The following is a 15,333-nucleotide window of genomic DNA, read 5'->3' as shown; positions in this document are numbered from 1 at the left end:
AAAATCCGCGCTCACGGCTAAATGAGAACAGGTGGATCATGGGTACAGAGTGGAACGGCGACTACGTCAGCCCCTACGCGGAACACGGTAAAAAGAGCGAACAGGTCAAGAAGATTACCGTCTCGATCCCGCTCAAGGTGCTGAAGGTGTTGACCGATGAACGCACCCGCCGTCAGGTGAACAACCTGCGTCATGCGACCAACAGCGAGCTGCTCTGCGAAGCCTTCCTGCACGCCTTCACCGGTCAGCCGCTGCCCTGCGACGAAGATCTGCGCAAGGATCATCCGGACAGCGTCCCCGCCGAGGCGCGTGCCATCATGGAAGCTCTGGGCAAAGAGATCGAAGATTTCGACGCCGAGTAATCCTGCAGCAGATGCCAAACAGCAAACCCCCTTCGATGACGCGGCCCCAGGCCGCGTCATCGCTATCCGCCCCTTTCAGCCTGCGTCGCTACCAGAGCGACGTCTGCAGCCACAGCCACGACCATGCCCAGCTGGTGATCCCCCTCGAGGGTCCCATCGAGATCGAGGTACAAGGCCAGGGGCGGCGGCTCGCGCCCGGCTTTGCCTGCATCATCGCCCCCGGTGAGCGGCACGACTACGCCGCCGATCCGGCGCTCTCGTTTCTGGTGCAGGAGAGTCACTGGCTGCCCGGCGAGCTGGGCGAGCGCCCCTTCATCGAGCTGGACCAGGCCCAGCGCCACTACCTCGCCTTCCTGCACCGCATGGTGGCCGAGGGGCGCCATGTGGCCGGCATGGAGCAGGTGTGGCTGGGTCTGCTGGCAGAGGCGCAGCAGGCAGGCTCGCGCGGCCGTGCCCGCCTCGCCCCGCGCATCGGCAAGGTGCAGCGCCATATCGAGGCACATCTCGCCGAGCCCCTCAGCAACGAGCAGCTGGCCGCCATCGCCTGCCTCGGCCAGAGCCAGTTCAAGCACGCCTTCCAGCAGCAGGTGGGGATGAGCGTCTCCCACTACATCCGGACGCGACGCATGGCGCTGGCGCGTACCCTGCTCGCCCACACCGCTCTGCCCGTCGGCGAAATAGCCAGCCGCTGCGGTTACCAGAATCAGGGGGCCTTCGCCGAGCGCTTCCTGGCCGAAACCGGACTGACCCCTTCCCTCTGGCGCCAACAAAACGGCCGCTTGCCGTAACCGGGCGGCCGTTTGCCGAAGACGGCGCAGGTCGTTTCGAGGCATGCTGAGGCTCATGCAAGGTATGGGCAACGAGGAGCCAAGATGCAGACCATAAGCTGGCAGGATTTCGAGATGGTGGAGCTCAGGGTGGGCACCCTGGTGCGGGTCGAGCCCTTCCCCGAGGCGCGCCGCCCGGCCTACAAGGTGTGGGCGGATTTCGGCCCCGAGCTCGGGGTGCGCAAGAGCAGCGCCCAGATCACCGACCTCTACCAACCGCAGGAGCTGGTGGGCCGCCAGATCGTCGCCGTGGTGAACTTCCCCCCCAAACAGATAGGCCCGATCCAGTCGGAGTTTCTGCTGACCGGTTTCTACCGGCCGGACGGCGCCGTGGTGATCGCCATCCCCGAGCAGGCGGTGGAGAACGGCGCCAAGCTGGGCTGAGGCCGCAACCGAACCGATACAAGAGAGGCGACCCTGGGGTCGCCTCTCTTTTTTGCTGCGGGTTGCTCGCCGTTACTTCAGCAGGCTGAAGATCAGCGCCGACACCGCCAATGAGCCGGTCAGCAGGATGAAGCCGTTGGCCCAGCGGTGGCGGAAGCGGGCCAGCGCCTCCACCTTGTAGATGGCCACCACCGGCATGATGAACAGGATCATGGCGATCACCGGGCCGGAGAGGGTCTCCATCAGTCCCAGGATCCCAGGGTTGATGATGGCGGCGCCCCAGATGGAGAAGAACATCAGGGCGATGCCGAGCCGGTCCGCCTTGGCCAGCGACAGGCCGGTGGGCTTGGCGATCAGGCTTTTCAGGCTCTCACGGGCACCGAGGAAGTGGCCGAGGAAAGAGGAGCTGATGGCGATGAAGGCGATGAGCGGCCCCAGGGTCACGATCACCGGGTTGTCGGTGATGTTGGCGAGATAGGAGAGCACCGAGACGTTCTGGGCCTTGGCCTCGGCCAGCTGGGCTGGCGAGAGACTCAGCACGCAGGAGAAGACGAAGAACAGCACGAAGCCCACCAGCATGACGGTGGTGTTGCGCAGGATCAGGCTGCTCTTGGCTTCCGCCTGCTCGCCGTACTCCCGGCGCTGCACGTTGGCAAAGCCCGAGATGGCGGCGGCGTGGCTGAAGGCGAACACGGTGACCGGCAGCGCCAGCCAGACGGTATTGAGGAAGCTGCCGCCCTCCAGGCTACCCAGCTGCGGCCACTGCCACTGGGGGATCAGATAGCAGGAGAGCGCCGCCAGGATGGCCGCCAGCGGATAGACCATGACGGCAAAGGCGCGCAGCATCGCCTTCTCACCGGCCAGCATCACGGCGATCATGGCAAACACCAGCAGGCCGGAGAGCATCACCCGGTTCGGGGCATCCATGCCGAGCTGATTGATCATGAAGCTCTCCACCGTGTTGGTCAGCCCGACCCCGTAGATGAGCAGGATCGGGAAGATGGAGAGGAAGTAGAGCGCCGAGATGAGGCGGCCGGCCATCTTGCCGAAGTGCTCCTGGGCCACCTCGGTGAAGTCGGCGTGGGGGCGCGATGAGGAAAGCACGAAGCGCGCCAGCCCACGGTGGGCCAGGAAGGTCATGGGGCCGGCCAGCACGGAGACGATGATGAGGGGCCAGATCCCGCCCAGACCCAGGTTGATGGGCAGGAACAGGATGCCGGCGCCGACGGCGGTACCAAACAGGCTGATGACCCAGTGGGTGTCGTGGCGGCGCCAGGGGGTGGCGCTGACGGTGGTGGAGCAGGAACCGGACAGCTCCTTGGTGACGTCTACAGATAAACTCATTACTAATTCACTTTTTGTTAGTGTTTTAATCTGAGTTAATTGTGGTTTATCGGGATTTAATTCTCAAAAGTCCCCCCTGAAACATATCACTACCATTACGGGCTTCAGCCAGTGAGATTGGGAATGGAATCGGGATCACATAAATGAGTAAAACTAAATTCCGTTAAATTAACGAAATTTAAAACCAAATTTTCACTATTGGTCAATTTTTTATTTTGGCCAAATGATCGTTTGCAGAATTACCTGAAAAATCGTGCCATTCCGTCGCCCTCTCTTGTGATGATTCACTGTCATTCCCGCGCTTTGCCAGCGGATATTTCTGTTCATCCCCGATAAAACCAGCGGATCACACCATGCAATCAGGCGGCCATGGAGCCGCCTGATTGTCGTCAATGATGACCTGTTCACCCGCTCAGTGCGCCAGAATGCTGCCCCAGGCGAGATCCGGATCCCCCATCACGATGAAGTCCGGGTTCTCCAGCGACTCCGTCTCGTTGTAGCGCAGCGGCTGCAGCGCCAGGCTGAGGATGCGGCCACCGGCCGCCTCGACGATGCACTGGGCGGCGGCGGTGTCCCACTCGCCGGTGGGGCCGAGCCGCACGTAGCAGTCGGCCGCCCCTTCCGCCACCAGACAGGACTTGAGTGAGCTGGAGCCGAGCGGGATCAGCTCGTAGTTGATGGCCGGGTTGAGGCGGCGGGTCAGGTTCTCCAGCTTCTGGCGACGGCTGATGGCCACCACCAGCGAATCGGGTTGATCGTGCTCGTGGTGCATGGCGCTGATGGGATGCACCTCGCCGTTCGCCTCCTTGAAGGCGCCATGACCGCGCACCGCCCAGTAGAGCACGTTCGACTCGGGGGCATAGATGACGCCGAGCACCGGCACATTGTCCTGCACCAGGGCGATCAGAGTGGCGAAGTCACCGCTGCCGGCGATAAACTCGCCGGTGCCGTCGAGGGGATCCACCAGCCAGTACTGACGCCAGTTGGCGCGCTGGCTGAAGGGGATGTCGGCCGCCTCTTCGGTCAGCACGGGAACATGGGGAGTGAGCGCCGACAGCGCCTGTTTGAGGTAGGCATCGGCAGCAAGATCGGCACTGGTGACCGGGGTCGCATCCTCCTTCAGCTGACGCTCGAACTGACCGCCGTGATAGATTTCGTGAAGGATCCTGCCCGCTTCGCGCGCGATCTCCTTGACCCCCGGCACCCAGGCCAACAACTCCTGCATCTTGTTATCCTCTGTATTCAAACTGCCCCTGCGGGCTACTCTGCCTGCTCCGCCAGCCAGCGTTGGGCCAGCAGCAGCGCACTGATGCTGCGCGACTCGGTGAAGTCGGGTCGCGCCAGCAATTCGTCGATCCGGTTCAGCGGCCAGGGGATCACCTCGAGGGGCTCGGGCTCGTCGCCCACCCGCTGCTCGGGGAAGAGATCCCGCGCCAGCAAGATGTCCATCCGGCTGGAGAAGTACCCCGGCGCCAGCGACACCTGCTTGAGCAAGGTCAGGCTGTTGGCGCCGAAGCCCGCCTCCTCCATCAACTCCCGGTTGCCCGCCTCGAAGGCATCTTCGCCCGGGTCGATCAGCCCCTTGGGGAAGCCCAGCTCGTAGGAGTGAGTGCCCGCCGCGTACTCGCGCACCAGCAGCAGGGTGTGGGCATCGAACAGCGGTACCACCATGACGGCGCCCCGGTTGCCGCCGCGCATCCGCTCGTAGACCCGCTCCTCGCCGTTGGAAAACTTGAGGTGGAGCGACTCCACCTTGAACAGCCGGCTCTCGGCCACGATCTCGGCCTTGAGGATCTCCGGCTTGCTCTTGTCGTGCGCCATGGTGTCGACGCTGAGGTGGACGGGTTTGCGTTGGTGGAGGTCACTCATCGGGGCTGGCTGCTCGTTAAAAAATCGTGTTTCAAGAGTAAACGACTCCCCTCTCGAACACCACGGGGCAAGGGTGGGAAAGCGGCGGGAAAAATCCGTTATAATGCCCGCCCATTTCGACCCGACCACCGAGGCCCCATGCCGACCCCACTGCCCTGGCACCAGATAGACACTGTCCTGCTCGATATGGATGGCACCCTGATCGATCTCCATTTTGACAACCACCTCTGGCAACAGCTGGTACCCGAGCGCTATGCCGAGCGGCTCGGCCTGCCGCTGGCCGAGGCCAGAGTGCAGATCGAGGCGCACTACCAGGCCGTCAGCGGCACCCTCAACTGGTACTGCGTGGATTACTGGAGCGAAACGCTGGGGCTCGACATCCGAGCCCTCAAGCAGGAGATCCTGGCCAAGATCCAGTGGCGGCCCCACGTCATCCCCTTCCTGGCCGCGCTGCGGGCCGCGGGCAAGCAGCTGGTGCTCTTCACCAATGCCCACCCCGCCAGCCTGTCGGTGAAGGATGCGCAGCTGGGGCTGGCCGGCCACCTCGATCTGATGGTGAGCACCCACGAGCTGGGCTGGTCGAAGGAGAGCCAGCACTGCTGGCAGGCACTGGGCGAGCGGCTGGCGTTCGACCCGACCCGCACCCTGTTCGTGGATGACAGCGAGCGGATCTTGCGTGCCGCCGCCGACTACGGCATCGGCTATCAGCTCGCCATCCAGAACCCGGACAGTTGCCAGCCCGAGCAGCACATCACCGCCTTCCCGGCGATCCGGGATTACGCCGAGCTATTGCCGCTGGCCGGGTAAGCCGAAATGCAGGGGAGCATCTGGGCAACCAGACACCGCCTCCCCCATCCCTTCCGCGACTGCGCCGAGTTATTGCCGCTGGCCATGTAAGCCAACAGGGCTACAAGGCTCTCGAACTGATGGACAAGGGCTGCCCAGGCAGCCCTTGTCCATCAAGGGGCGACTCACCCCAGCCACGTCACCAGCCGGTACTGCTTCTTGCCCCGGCGCAGCAGCAGGTAGCGGCCGAACAGCCGATAGTCGGTGGTGAGCTGCTCATCCCGGCGGATCTCGCCGTTGAGGCTGATGGCGCCTGCCGCCAGCAGCTCGCGGGCGATCCGCTTCGAGTTGGCCAGACGGCTCTCCACCAGCAGGGTCACCAGATCGGTTTCCCCCTCGATTCGGCAGCTTGGCATGCCATCCTGCGCCAGCTGGGCCAGATCGCTCTCGCCAAGGCGGGCCACCTCGCCACTGAACAGCAGTTCGCTGATGCGCTGCGCCGCTGCCAGCGCCCCCTTGCCGTGCACCAGCTCGGTCAGCTCCTCGGCCAGCACCTGCTGGGCCAGTTTGCGCCCTTGCCGCTTCGCATCCTCAGCCTCTAGCACCTCAAGCTCGGTCAGCTGCATAAAGCTGTAGTAGCGCAGGAAGCGGTAGACATCCTCGTCCGCCGTGCCGAGCCAGAACTGGTAGAAGGCGTAGGGAGAGGTGAGGGCCGGGTCGAGCCAGATAGCGCCGCCTTCGGTCTTGCCAAACTTGGTGCCGTCAGCCTTGGTGATGAGCGGCAGCGTCATGCCATACACCTGGGCCTGATTGAGGCGGCGGGTGAGATCCATGCCGCTGGTGATGTTGCCCCACTGGTCGTTGCCGCCGATCTGCAGGGTGCAGCCGAGGCGCTGGTTGAGCACCGCGAAGTCTTGGGATTGCAGCAGGGCGTAGGAGAACTCGGTGAACGAGATGCCCTGATCCGGGCGGGCCAGCCGCTGGCGCACCGATTCGCGGGCCAGCATGGCGTTGACCGAGAAGTGCTTGCCGATGTCGCGCAGAAAATCGAGGGCGGACATCTGCCCCATCCAGTCGGCGTTGTTGACCAGTTGCGGCGCCGCCAGCCCTTCGCTCGCTGGCAGCAGCGCTTTTATCTGGGCCGACAGACTTGCTACCCAGCCCTGCACCGTCTCGGCGCTGTTGAGGTTACGCTCGGTCGCCTTGAAGCTGGGATCGCCGATAAGTCCGGTGGCACCGCCCACCAGTGCCACCGGAGTGTGACCCGCCAGCTGGAAGCGGCGCAGCATCAGCAGTGGCACCAGATGGCCGATGTGCAGGCTGCCGGCAGTGGGATCGAACCCGCAGTAGACGGTGCGCGGGGTCGCAAGATGGTCGGCCAGCGCCGCCGGGTCGGAGTTCTGGGCCACCAGGCCGCGTCGGGTCAGCTCATCGAGCAGGTGGGGGTTGATCATGGGTTCTCCAATAGCAAGGGGAAAAGCCCACATCCTCGCCGCTCCGGCCTGCGCCGAATATGTCCCCCAGGGGACAGTTTTGCCACTCTCGTGCTAGCATCCGGCTATCGTGTGACCATCGCACAACCATAGCGGGAAGCCTGCCCGCCACCCGGAAGCCATCGCCATGAACCAGCGCCCATGATCCAGACTCTTGCCACAGATGCCCGGACCCGCAGCATGACCGAGGTGGTCGATGCCCTGCACGGCAGCGCCTTTCCGGCGGCACTGGTGCGTCTTATCCAGCAGCAGGTGGCGTTCGACTGTGCCCTGCTGCTCGGGGTGGGGCAGCGCCCCGTTTACCTCTATGACAACCTGCACCACCAGCGGGCGCTGCTGTTCGATCGCTACCTCACCCGCCACTTCAGTCAGGATCCCTTTATGCAGGCGCTGGAACAGGGTCTGGAGGCCGGGGTCTGGACGCTGGCGCAGGTGTCGCGGGGGCGGCTAGATCCCGAGTATCGCCACCACTTCTATCAGGCCACTGGCTGGCAGGAGGAGGTTGGATTGATCCTGCCGGTGCGCGGCGGCCTCACCCTGATGCTGTTTCTGGGGCGGCTCGACAAGCGCAGCACCCTCAGTCGTGACGAGCTGGCCAGGCTGGAGGTACTGTTTCCGCTGGTACATTCGCTGTGCCGCCAGCACTGGCGGGAGGGAGCCGCGTTGCTGGCACAGAGTCCGGTACTGCCGGGTGGCACCGATCTCAAGGCGACGGTGGAGCAGGCCATCGCCAGCGTGGGGGGCGCGAGCCTCACCCGCCGTGAACGCCAGGTGGCGGGATTGCTGTTGCAGGGGTTGGATACCGAGGCCATTGCCGGTGCGCTCGGCATCGGCAGCGGCACGGTGAAGAATCACCGCAAGCACCTCTACGCCAAGCTGCACCTGCGCTCGCGGGCCGAGCTGTTCCGCTTCTTCCTCAATCACCTCATCACGGCGCCGGCCGGCACCACCCCATAACGACACCACCCCGCCGGGGCGGGGTGGTGTTCATGCATGCCAGATCAGACAGCAAGGCCGTCAGATGCGGCCCTGGTAGCGTAGCGGGAAGCGCCCCTGACCGTCGGGCTGGCCAAGGAAGGGCAGCCCCTGCTTCATCTGCTCCGGCAGCTCGGGCCCGGGTTTGAGGGTGCCCTGGAACAGGTACTGGCGATTGGCCTGCAGCTCCAGCTTGCCCTGCACCTGCACCGCCTCCGAGCCCTGCTTGAGCTCGGCCACCAGCCGGGAGTCGATGCAGGTCAGCTTGATCTCGGGATCCCCCAGCACCAGCTTGCCGGCCGGGGTATCGGCATCGGCCCCGTACCAGTAGAGGTTGCCGTAGAGGTTGTCGCACCAGGGGTTGCCCTGGGCAACCTGATCGAGCTTGAGCTGCAGCTGGCCAGCCACCGTCACCGGCACGGGCAACTGCATCGGCACCCGCGCCAGCAGCCAGGGGGCCGGCACGTTGAGGGTGATGTCGCGGCCAAAGGCGGCGCCGCTCCAGCCAACCACCCCCTGCCCGTTGAGGCCGCTGCGCTCGCCAAAGCGCAGGGACACCTCAGGGGCAAAACGCAGCAGCGACCAGCCGTTGAGCTCCCAGCGCAGCTGGGTCAGCGACTCGCTGGCGTATTGCAGGCGGGCAACCTGGCCGCTCCAGAGGGTGCCGCTCACCCCTTCCAGCTGTACCAGGGGCGGCAGCGGCAGGTAGCGCACCACCAGAGACGCCGGCAGCTTGGCCAGCAGGAAAACCAGATAGGCCGCCAGAAACAGCACGGCAATCAGCACTCTTTGCTTCATAGAAAACGACTCGACTGCAAACGCCCGCTCAGGCATATGGCCCTGCTCGGGACGCGTTGTTTCATTGGGGACGGCTCAGCTGCAAGCGGCGTACCTTGACCAGGCCGGGCGCCAGATTCTCGCGGGCCACCTCGATCACCTGCACCTGCACGCCATGGCGATCTGCCAGGGTCGCCAGCCAGATCAGCAGGTCATCGAACGCCACCGTGTCGATCCACACCTGCAACTCCTGACCCTGGGGCTGCAAGCGGGCAATCTTGATCTTCTGGTTGAAGGCAGTGCGGTTGACCACCCCTTCCAGGGTGCCGCTGGTATCGAGCTGGCGGCCCTGGCCACCCTGCAGCGCCAGCACCTCTTCACCCTTCTCTTTCAGCCAGGCGAGGGTCTGCTGCTGGCTCAATACCTGCCGCTCGCGCTCGTCGATGCGATTGCCGATGGGCTGCCAGATAACCCAGTAGCAGAAGCCGATCAACAGCACGCTGCCGCCCACCGCCACCAGCCGCTGCTCGCGGGCGCTGATGCCGCGCCACCAGCCTTGTAGTTTGTCCATCATGATGATTTACCCTTCAGCACCAGTGCCCCTTCAACCTTGCCTTCGGTGCTGCGCACCTCCCCCTGTTGCACGTCGAAGCGCTTGCCGGCCAGCTCGCGAAAACGCTCGATCTCGGCAAAACCGGGGGCCGTCACCTGCAACCTGAGCTCGCCGCGAGCCGCGTCGAAACGCAGCACCTCGGGCTTGAGGCCGGGCACTTCGGCGAAGGTGGGCGCCAGCTCGGTCAGCACCATCAACACCCCGTCCTGCGGCGTCTGCCCCAGTTGCTGGAGGTGCTGGGTCATCTGGCTGCGCACGTTGACGATGCGGCTCTCCCCCGGGAAGATCCGGGTGTAGACCTGCCGGATCTCCGCCTTGAGCGCCTTGTCCTGCTCCGCCAGCTGATAGAGCTGCACGCCGCGCTGGGCGAACGCCACCACCAGCAGCGCCCCGGCCACCACCGCCACCTTGCGCCACTGTTGCCAGTAGCGGGAGTATTCGGTCTGCGGCCGGTAGGGCCCCTGCAGCAGGTTGGCCTGACTGGCGAGTGCACCCCGGGCCAGCAGCAGCATGGGCAGCTCGGGATCGGCCGCCTGCCAGCTGGCCGCCGCAATGGCCGGCGGCGGGGTATGGCAGTGAATGGTCACCGGCGCCGGCTCCGCCGCCAGCAGCATGGCCAGCAGCGGCTCGTCGGCGACGATGCCCTGGCAGGGCCCCTGGCGCAGCAACCACTCCTTGCCCAGTTGCAGCGCCGACCAGCCCTCGCTCGCCTGCGGCAGCGCCAGCACGTCCGGCAGCAGTTGCCGGCTCTTGAGACCAGCCTGCTCCAACCAACCGAGCCAGGTCTGCATCTTCTCCTTGTCGACCGCCATCAGGTCCACCTCGTGACCCTGATGACCCAGCACCACCAGGTGCAACTCATCCACGTCGGAGGCGATTTGCTCCTCCAGCAGATAGGGCAAGGCGGCCGCACTCTGGCGGCTGTATTTGCCCGGCAGGCTCACCCGCCGGAAGATAAGATCGCTGCCGGGCACCAGCACCACCGCCGGACGGCCACCGGCCCGCTCCTGCAGCTCGCCAAGGGCATGGGCCGAGGCCAGGGTACCGGAGGCGATCACCTCCTCTTCCCCGCCCGACCACACCAGCCACTCGACCGGCTGCTGCGCATTGGTCCCCAGACGGATGACCAGACTCTCGCTCACTAATGTCTCTCCTGCCATGCCCGCTCGCATCCCTCGGGATGGTCGGGCGCGCAGCCATGGGCTGCAGTCCAATCGGGGGATGGCGCGGGCCGGCCAACGGCCGTCACCCGCCTCCCTTGTTATTCGGCGCCGCCGTTCAGACGGCGCAGCATCACCAGCTTGTTGTCCTTGCCGCGCACGAAGACGCTCTCCAGCCGGGCGCGGGTGTCACCCACCTCGGCAATCAGCCTGGCCTCGAAATAGCTGCTCTTGACGTCCAGCGCCGCATCCAGCCCCTGGATGTTGCTCACCTGTACCGGCATCTGGTCCGTCATCTCCTTCTTGTTCTTCCACCCCTTCTGGGGACGGCTGGTCAGCACCCGCTTGGCATCGTCAAGCCCCACCTTGTCCAGATAGAGCGCCACCAGCAGGGCCGACTGCTCCGGCCGGATGGTGTTGACGTTCACCACCAGCTTGTCGTTGGGCAGGGCGCACACATAGGGCGCCAGCCGGGCGTACAGTTTGGCGCTCACCCCGCGCACCGCCCGCAGCTCGTCGGTGCCGAGCATCCACTGGTTGGCGGTCAGATAAGGGGGGTTGAGCCCTTCGTAATAGGCATCCTCGGCGCCGTAGCTCGACACCAGCACGGTATCCTTGTCGGTCCAGTCCCGGATGGCATCGGTCAGCTGCACCGCCTCGTAATCTTCCACCTCAAGCTGCTTGAGCAGCGCCTTGAACACCTTGACCGGATAGGGCTGCTTCTCCAGATCGTCGCCGCTGATCCCGTCTTTCAACGGCACGCTCAGGCTGTTGAGGTTGAAGCAGGATTGCAGATCCCGCACCCGGCCGGTGAGCTTGCCGTCATCCACCGGGAAGACCGCATCCTGGCGTGCCCAGTTCTGCCCCAGGCTGACCACGTTGGGGTCGTCCTTGAAATCCTGGGCCAGCACCTTGCTCACCAGCGCCTCCGCCGACATGGCATACCACCAGGCCTGCTTACCGGCGGTGAGGTTGGCGGTGCGACGCAGCTCCAGCTGCAGGCGACCGCTCATGTTGCTGGCGATGATCACCATCACCGACAGGATGAGCAGCACCACCAGCAGGGCCATGCCCCCCTGACGGCCTGGGCGGGAAAAACGACGATCAGCTGCCATTTTCAGCCCTCTGGCCACCAGCGCCGATCAGGAACTGGCGACATCGAATAGTGCCGTCATCCTCCGTGACGGACAGGGGAAAATGACGATCAGTTACCATTCTCTGCCCTCTGTCCACCGGCCCCGATCAGGAACTGGCGGCGGATGGTGCCGTAGTCTTCCAGATCCAGCTCCACCGCCAGCCCGTAGGGCAGCACGTTGCGCTGGGTCCACTCCTCTTTCCAGGCCCCCTTGTCGTAGAAGTAGAGCCGTAGCGCCGTCACCCGCTCCAGCATCGGCTGGATGCGCGGCTCGGTGCCGATCACCGGATCCGGGTAGAGGTAGCTCAGCCGCTCCAGCTTGTGATCCTTGAGCCGCCAGCCAACCCGCTGCAAGCCGGAGCGCGGCAGCATGCCGTCCGGGTTGAGCCAGCCGCCGCGCATGAAGGCCATACCCCAGTCGTCGCTCTGCTGGCCGAAGCGGGAGGCCGCCAGCAGCACTTTGTTGTTCTCACCGTCGATGCGGCCGCTGCGCGGCACCATCTGGGTGACGTCCCGCTCCAGCACGGAGAAGGCCAGTTGCAGCTCGGAGAGACGCGCCTCCTTGCGCTTGGCCACCTCGTCGCTGGTGAGCACCCCTTGCAGCACCTGATAGGCGCCCATGCTCAGGCCGGCGAAGATGGCGATGGCCACCAGCATCTCCAGCAGGGTAAACCCCGCCTGACGCTGGCTCCGGAGCATGGAGACTCGTTGGTGAATGTTCGTCGGCTGATGCCGGCTCCGGCTTATGGAGACACCTTGATGCAGGTTCATCGGCTGATATAGGTCCGGATCATGGCCACCGGGCTGTCGGCCTTGGGCGCGGTACGCACTTCCATGTCCAGCGCCTTGAAGTTGCTGTCGGCGGTAGCGACGCCGCGATAGCGCCAGTACCAGGTCTGGCCCGCCATCTGCTCGTCCCCTTCCACCCAGCTGTCACCGGGCCACTTGGCTTCGAGCTTCTGCTGCACCAGCTGGTTCTCCACCACCCAGGTCGCCAGGGTCTTCTGTTCCAGATAGTTGAGGCCGGAGAGGTGCTCGCTGGCGGTCTTCATCACCGCCAGCCCGGCGATGGCAAACACCGCCAGCGCCACCATGACTTCCAGCAGGGTCATGCCGCGGGCGTTCATTCCTCTTCCTCCTCGTCCTGCAGCAGACGCAGACGGCCGAACTCGTCCGCCTTGACCGTGCGCACATAGCGCAGATCGTCGTCCTGCTGGGTCAGGGTCAGCACGAAGGGGGTCAGCTCGCCACCGGGAAAGATGAACACCTGCGGCGTGCGCTCCTTCTCGTCGCGCCCCTTCTCGTACTTCTCGTCGGAGTCGGTCCGCCAGCTGAAGCCCTCAAGCTCGATGGCCAGCCGCATGTTGTCTGGCAACTCGACCCGATCCAGCAGCTTGTCGCCGCTCATCACCTGCCACTTGCGATCCTTGGCCGCGCGCTGCATGAACTGCCAGCTGTTGTCCTCGACACGCAGGCCCACCAGCCGGCCATCCATCACCGAATACTCCTGCGCCTGCTGCAGCACTGCCATGAAGCGGCGCGCCTGCTTGTCGAGCTCTCTATCCCCCCTGGCGCCGCCCATGCTGAGGGTGACGGCAGTGGCAACCAGCCCCATCAACATGGCGACCAGCAACACTTCCAGCAGAGTAAAACCGGCCTGGCGACTATGTTTCATGGCGCCAGCCTCAACTGCATGGCAGTGGCCTCGAGCCGACCCATCAACATGGCGACCAGCAACACCTCCAGCAGAGTAAAACCGGCCTGGCGACGGGCAGAAGAGGCCACCTTCATTCAGGCAGCCCCGGCATGACTCGGTGAGCGCGACGCGGCGGGATCACTTATTGGAAATCCTTCAGGTTCCAGTTGCCGATGTCGTCATCGGTACCGGCTTCGCCATCCAGCCCCATGGAGAAGATGTCGATCTTGCCGAACTGGCCCGGGCTCAGCATCTGGTACGGGTTGCCCCAGGGATCCTGCGGCAGGCGCTTGATGTAGCCCCCTTCGCGGTAGCTGCGCGGCTCAGGTGCGGCGGTCGGTTTGTTGACCAGCGCGTCCAGCCCCTGCTCCGTGGTCGGGTAGCGGTTGTTGTCCAGCTTGTACATGTCGAGGGCGTTTTCCAGCGCCACTATGTCGGAGACCGCTTTCTGCTGGTCCGCCTTCTCCTTGTTGCCCATCAGGTTGGGCACCACCAGGCTGGCCAGGATCCCCAGGATCACGATGACCACCATCACTTCCAGCAGGGTAAAACCCGATTGACGACGCTTTTGCATGACTTACTCCCTCACGAAATGAGATGGCATGAACCATCAACGATTAACTGTTAAACCACGATCGCTCGATTGGATGGGTAGGTTCGAATAGCGAAGCGTATTCGAACGTCCGAACCTTACAAATTCACCATATTGTTGAGCTCCAGGATCGGCTGCAGGATCGACATCACGATAAACAGCACCACCCCGGCCATGGAGACCACCAGCATGGGTTCGAACACCCCGAGGGCGATGTTCACCTGGGTTTCGAACTCCCGATCCTGGTTGTCTGCCGCCCGCTCCAGCATGTTGTCGAGCTCGCCGCTCTGCTCGCCGGAGGCGATCATGTGCAGCATCATGGGCGGAAAAATTTTGGTTTCATCCAGCGACTTGCGCAGGCTGGTCCCCTCCCGCACCCGCTCGGTGGCTTCACCGATGCGCATGCGGGCAAAGTCGTTGGAGAGCACTTCGCCGGAGATCTTCATCCCCTCCAGCAGCGGCACGGCGCTGGCGTTGAGGATGCTCAGGGTACGTGCGAAGCGGGCGGTGTTGAGACCGCGGCTGACCCGACCGATCACCGGCAGGCGCAGGATCAGCTGGTGCCAGTGACGGCGACGCTTGTCGTCGGTCAGCCACCAGCGCCAGACAAAGCCGCCCACCAGCAGCAGCAACAGGAACCAGAGGCCGTAGTGCTGCATCAGCTCGCTGGTACCGATGAGGAAGCGGGTGGTGGCCGGCAGTTGCTGGCCCATGTGTTCGAACTGGGCCACCACCTTGGGCACCACGGCGGTGAGCAGGACGGAGATGACGCCGATGGCGACGCAGGTCAATACGATGGGGTAGATCATCGCCTGCAGCAGCTTGGTGCGCATGTGCTGACGCTGCTCGGTGTAGTCGGCGAGCCGGTTGAGCACCTTCTCCAGGTGACCGGACTTCTCGCCGGCCGCCACCATGGAGCGGAACAGCTGATCGAACACATGGGGGAAGGCCGCCAGCGAATCGGCCAGCGAATAGCCCTCCACCACCTTGCTGCGCACCGTGGCTACCATGCTGCGCAGGTGAGCCTTCTCGCACTGCTCGGCGACGGCCTTGAGCGCCTCTTCGATGGTAAGGCCGGCCCCCACCAGGGTAGCCAGCTGGCGGGTGATCATCGCAAGCTCGGCGGTGCTGGCACCACGGCGGAACAACACGAAGCGGTTAGCCTCGCGCTTGGCCTTCTCGGTGGTCTCGTTCACCTCGAGCGGGGTCAACCCCTGCTCGCGCAACAGCTGGCGTACCTGGCGGGCGGAATCCCCCTCCAGCACGCCGCTCTTGTTGCGTCCCTTGCCGTCGAGGGCCTTGTATTCGAATGCTGCCATC

19 protein-coding genes are annotated in these 15,333 nt (G+C 64.5%); 5 read left to right on the top strand and 14 right to left on the bottom strand.

Translation table 11 applies throughout. From position 1 onward, the window contains the following. The first annotated feature begins 38 nt into the window (after positions 1-38). The 3 genes from metJ to PG899_RS13275 all read left to right on the top strand — a co-directional run bounded on the left by metJ (position 39) and on the right by PG899_RS13275 (position 1,573). Positions 39-362: a met regulon transcriptional regulator MetJ gene (metJ, locus tag PG899_RS13285; RefSeq protein ID WP_005308521.1), complete on the top strand. Its 324-nt coding sequence runs from the start codon at positions 39-41 to the stop codon at positions 360-362. A 35-nt stretch (positions 363-397) separates the two neighbouring features. Continuing rightward, positions 398-1,150 (top strand): AraC family transcriptional regulator, encoded by a 753-nt coding sequence (locus PG899_RS13280; protein WP_077096410.1) that lies wholly within the window; start codon positions 398-400, stop codon positions 1,148-1,150. Positions 1,151-1,234: 84 nt separating this feature from the next. Then, on the top strand, positions 1,235-1,573 hold the full coding sequence (locus tag PG899_RS13275; protein ID WP_029301901.1) for a tRNA-binding protein: 339 nt from the start codon (positions 1,235-1,237) through the stop codon (positions 1,571-1,573). 72 nt (positions 1,574-1,645) lie between these two features. Here the strand turns inward: PG899_RS13275 and PG899_RS13270 are convergent, their stop codons facing one another. The 3 genes from PG899_RS13270 to nudE form a co-directional block, all read right to left on the bottom strand. Then, positions 1,646-2,917 carry an aromatic amino acid transport family protein gene (locus tag PG899_RS13270; protein ID WP_044799096.1) on the bottom strand — a complete coding sequence of 424 codons (1,272 nt, stop codon included), beginning with the start codon at positions 2,915-2,917 and terminating at the stop codon, positions 1,646-1,648. 412 nt (positions 2,918-3,329) lie between these two features. Further along, positions 3,330-4,142 carry a 3'(2'),5'-bisphosphate nucleotidase CysQ gene (cysQ, locus tag PG899_RS13265; RefSeq protein ID WP_011704554.1) on the bottom strand — a complete coding sequence of 271 codons (813 nt, stop codon included), beginning with the start codon at positions 4,140-4,142 and terminating at the stop codon, positions 3,330-3,332. 35 nt (positions 4,143-4,177) lie between these two features. Continuing rightward, positions 4,178-4,786: an ADP compounds hydrolase NudE gene (gene nudE / locus PG899_RS13260; RefSeq protein WP_016349349.1), complete on the bottom strand. Its 609-nt coding sequence runs from the start codon at positions 4,784-4,786 to the stop codon at positions 4,178-4,180. 138 nt (positions 4,787-4,924) lie between these two features. On the opposite strand from nudE, the gene yrfG reads away from it, so the two are divergent. Continuing rightward, positions 4,925-5,593, top strand: coding sequence for a GMP/IMP nucleotidase (yrfG, locus tag PG899_RS13255; RefSeq protein WP_077096411.1), 669 nt, complete (start codon positions 4,925-4,927; stop codon positions 5,591-5,593). A 164-nt stretch (positions 5,594-5,757) separates the two neighbouring features. Here yrfG and tyrS read toward each other — a convergent pair whose 3' ends face one another. Further along, positions 5,758-7,026 carry a tyrosine--tRNA ligase gene (gene tyrS / locus PG899_RS13250; protein WP_077096412.1) on the bottom strand — a complete coding sequence of 423 codons (1,269 nt, stop codon included), beginning with the start codon at positions 7,024-7,026 and terminating at the stop codon, positions 5,758-5,760. 180 nt (positions 7,027-7,206) lie between these two features. Between tyrS and PG899_RS13245 the strand changes: the two genes are divergently transcribed. After that, positions 7,207-8,022, top strand: coding sequence for a helix-turn-helix transcriptional regulator (locus tag PG899_RS13245; protein ID WP_143238992.1), 816 nt, complete (start codon positions 7,207-7,209; stop codon positions 8,020-8,022). Positions 8,023-8,082: 60 nt separating this feature from the next. On the opposite strand, the gene exeN is transcribed toward PG899_RS13245, so the two are convergent. The 10 genes from exeN to exeF all read right to left on the bottom strand — a co-directional run bounded on the left by exeN (position 8,083) and on the right by exeF (position 15,332). Further along, positions 8,083-8,838 (bottom strand): GspN family type II secretion system protein ExeN, encoded by a 756-nt coding sequence (gene exeN, locus PG899_RS13240; RefSeq protein ID WP_017408951.1) that lies wholly within the window; start codon positions 8,836-8,838, stop codon positions 8,083-8,085. A 61-nt stretch (positions 8,839-8,899) separates the two neighbouring features. Then, complete coding sequence (exeM, locus tag PG899_RS13235; RefSeq protein WP_016349344.1) at positions 8,900-9,391, bottom strand: GspM family type II secretion system protein ExeM; 492 nt, start codon at positions 9,389-9,391, stop codon at positions 8,900-8,902. Then, complete coding sequence (exeL, locus tag PG899_RS13230) at positions 9,388-10,572, bottom strand: GspL family type II secretion system protein ExeL (RefSeq protein ID WP_029304526.1); 1,185 nt, start codon at positions 10,570-10,572, stop codon at positions 9,388-9,390. Before exeL ends, exeM begins: the two co-directional genes overlap by 4 nt. A 119-nt stretch (positions 10,573-10,691) precedes the next feature. Continuing rightward, positions 10,692-11,705: a GspK family T2SS minor pseudopilin variant ExeK gene (gene exeK, locus PG899_RS13225; protein WP_077096413.1), complete on the bottom strand. Its 1,014-nt coding sequence runs from the start codon at positions 11,703-11,705 to the stop codon at positions 10,692-10,694. Between the two features lie 89 nt (positions 11,706-11,794). Continuing rightward, entirely contained in the window at positions 11,795-12,424 is a 630-nt protein-coding gene (gene exeJ, locus PG899_RS13215) for a GspJ family T2SS minor pseudopilin variant ExeJ (protein ID WP_077096414.1), read from the bottom strand. A gap of 68 nt (positions 12,425-12,492) precedes the next feature. Then, positions 12,493-12,852: a GspI family T2SS minor pseudopilin variant ExeI gene (gene exeI, locus PG899_RS13210; RefSeq protein ID WP_005308487.1), complete on the bottom strand. Its 360-nt coding sequence runs from the start codon at positions 12,850-12,852 to the stop codon at positions 12,493-12,495. Beyond that, the gene (gene exeH / locus PG899_RS13205) at positions 12,849-13,400 is read right to left on the bottom strand and encodes a GspH family T2SS minor pseudopilin variant ExeH (protein ID WP_029301893.1); all 552 of its coding nucleotides are present in this window, start codon (positions 13,398-13,400) and stop codon (positions 12,849-12,851) included. Before exeH ends, exeI begins: the two co-directional genes overlap by 4 nt. Then, positions 13,397-13,516 carry a type II secretion system protein gene (locus PG899_RS13200; protein ID WP_017785800.1) on the bottom strand — a complete coding sequence of 40 codons (120 nt, stop codon included), beginning with the start codon at positions 13,514-13,516 and terminating at the stop codon, positions 13,397-13,399. The genes exeH and PG899_RS13200 overlap by 4 nt, the downstream gene beginning before the upstream one ends. Positions 13,517-13,563: 47 nt before the next feature. Beyond that, positions 13,564-13,995 carry a GspG family T2SS major pseudopilin variant ExeG gene (gene exeG / locus PG899_RS13195; RefSeq protein WP_005308483.1) on the bottom strand — a complete coding sequence of 144 codons (432 nt, stop codon included), beginning with the start codon at positions 13,993-13,995 and terminating at the stop codon, positions 13,564-13,566. 116 nt (positions 13,996-14,111) lie between these two features. After that, on the bottom strand, positions 14,112-15,332 hold the full coding sequence (gene exeF / locus PG899_RS13190; protein WP_077096415.1) for a GspF family T2SS innner membrane protein variant ExeF: 1,221 nt from the start codon (positions 15,330-15,332) through the stop codon (positions 14,112-14,114). Between the last annotated feature and the right edge of the window lies 1 nt (position 15,333).

The sequence above is a fragment of the Aeromonas sp. QDB39 genome (assembly GCF_027707585.1).
GTDB classification, from domain to species: domain Bacteria; phylum Pseudomonadota; class Gammaproteobacteria; order Enterobacterales; family Aeromonadaceae; genus Aeromonas; species Aeromonas hydrophila.
The sequence above is the reverse complement of the archived record's forward strand: the minus strand, read 5'-3'. Positions and strand labels throughout refer to the sequence as shown.

Bases quoted from the DNA above. Each gene is read 5' to 3' on its own strand.
- exeM (WP_016349344.1), bottom strand. From the start codon at position 9,391: ATGATGGACAAACTACAAGGCTGGTGGCGCGGCATCAGCGCCCGCGAG.
- exeF (WP_077096415.1), bottom strand. From the start codon at position 15,332: ATGGCAGCATTCGAATACAAGGCCCTCGACGGCAAGGGACGCAACAAG.
- exeH (WP_029301893.1), bottom strand. From the start codon at position 13,400: ATGAAACATAGTCGCCAGGCCGGTTTTACTCTGCTGGAAGTGTTGCTG.
- PG899_RS13200 (WP_017785800.1), bottom strand. From the start codon at position 13,516: ATGAAGGTGGCCTCTTCTGCCCGTCGCCAGGCCGGTTTTACTCTGCTG.
- PG899_RS13245 (WP_143238992.1), top strand. From the start codon at position 7,207: ATGATCCAGACTCTTGCCACAGATGCCCGGACCCGCAGCATGACCGAG.
- exeG (WP_005308483.1), bottom strand. From the start codon at position 13,995: ATGCAAAAGCGTCGTCAATCGGGTTTTACCCTGCTGGAAGTGATGGTG.
- PG899_RS13280 (WP_077096410.1), top strand. From the start codon at position 398: ATGACGCGGCCCCAGGCCGCGTCATCGCTATCCGCCCCTTTCAGCCTG.
- nudE (WP_016349349.1), bottom strand. From the start codon at position 4,786: ATGAGTGACCTCCACCAACGCAAACCCGTCCACCTCAGCGTCGACACC.
- exeI (WP_005308487.1), bottom strand. From the start codon at position 12,852: ATGAACGCCCGCGGCATGACCCTGCTGGAAGTCATGGTGGCGCTGGCG.
- PG899_RS13275 (WP_029301901.1), top strand. From the start codon at position 1,235: ATGCAGACCATAAGCTGGCAGGATTTCGAGATGGTGGAGCTCAGGGTG.
- metJ (WP_005308521.1), top strand. From the start codon at position 39: ATGGGTACAGAGTGGAACGGCGACTACGTCAGCCCCTACGCGGAACAC.
- exeJ (WP_077096414.1), bottom strand. From the start codon at position 12,424: ATGCTCCGGAGCCAGCGTCAGGCGGGGTTTACCCTGCTGGAGATGCTG.
- PG899_RS13270 (WP_044799096.1), bottom strand. From the start codon at position 2,917: ATGAGTTTATCTGTAGACGTCACCAAGGAGCTGTCCGGTTCCTGCTCC.
- exeK (WP_077096413.1), bottom strand. From the start codon at position 11,705: ATGGCAGCTGATCGTCGTTTTTCCCGCCCAGGCCGTCAGGGGGGCATG.
- cysQ (WP_011704554.1), bottom strand. From the start codon at position 4,142: ATGCAGGAGTTGTTGGCCTGGGTGCCGGGGGTCAAGGAGATCGCGCGC.
- yrfG (WP_077096411.1), top strand. From the start codon at position 4,925: ATGCCGACCCCACTGCCCTGGCACCAGATAGACACTGTCCTGCTCGAT.
- exeN (WP_017408951.1), bottom strand. From the start codon at position 8,838: ATGAAGCAAAGAGTGCTGATTGCCGTGCTGTTTCTGGCGGCCTATCTG.
- tyrS (WP_077096412.1), bottom strand. From the start codon at position 7,026: ATGATCAACCCCCACCTGCTCGATGAGCTGACCCGACGCGGCCTGGTG.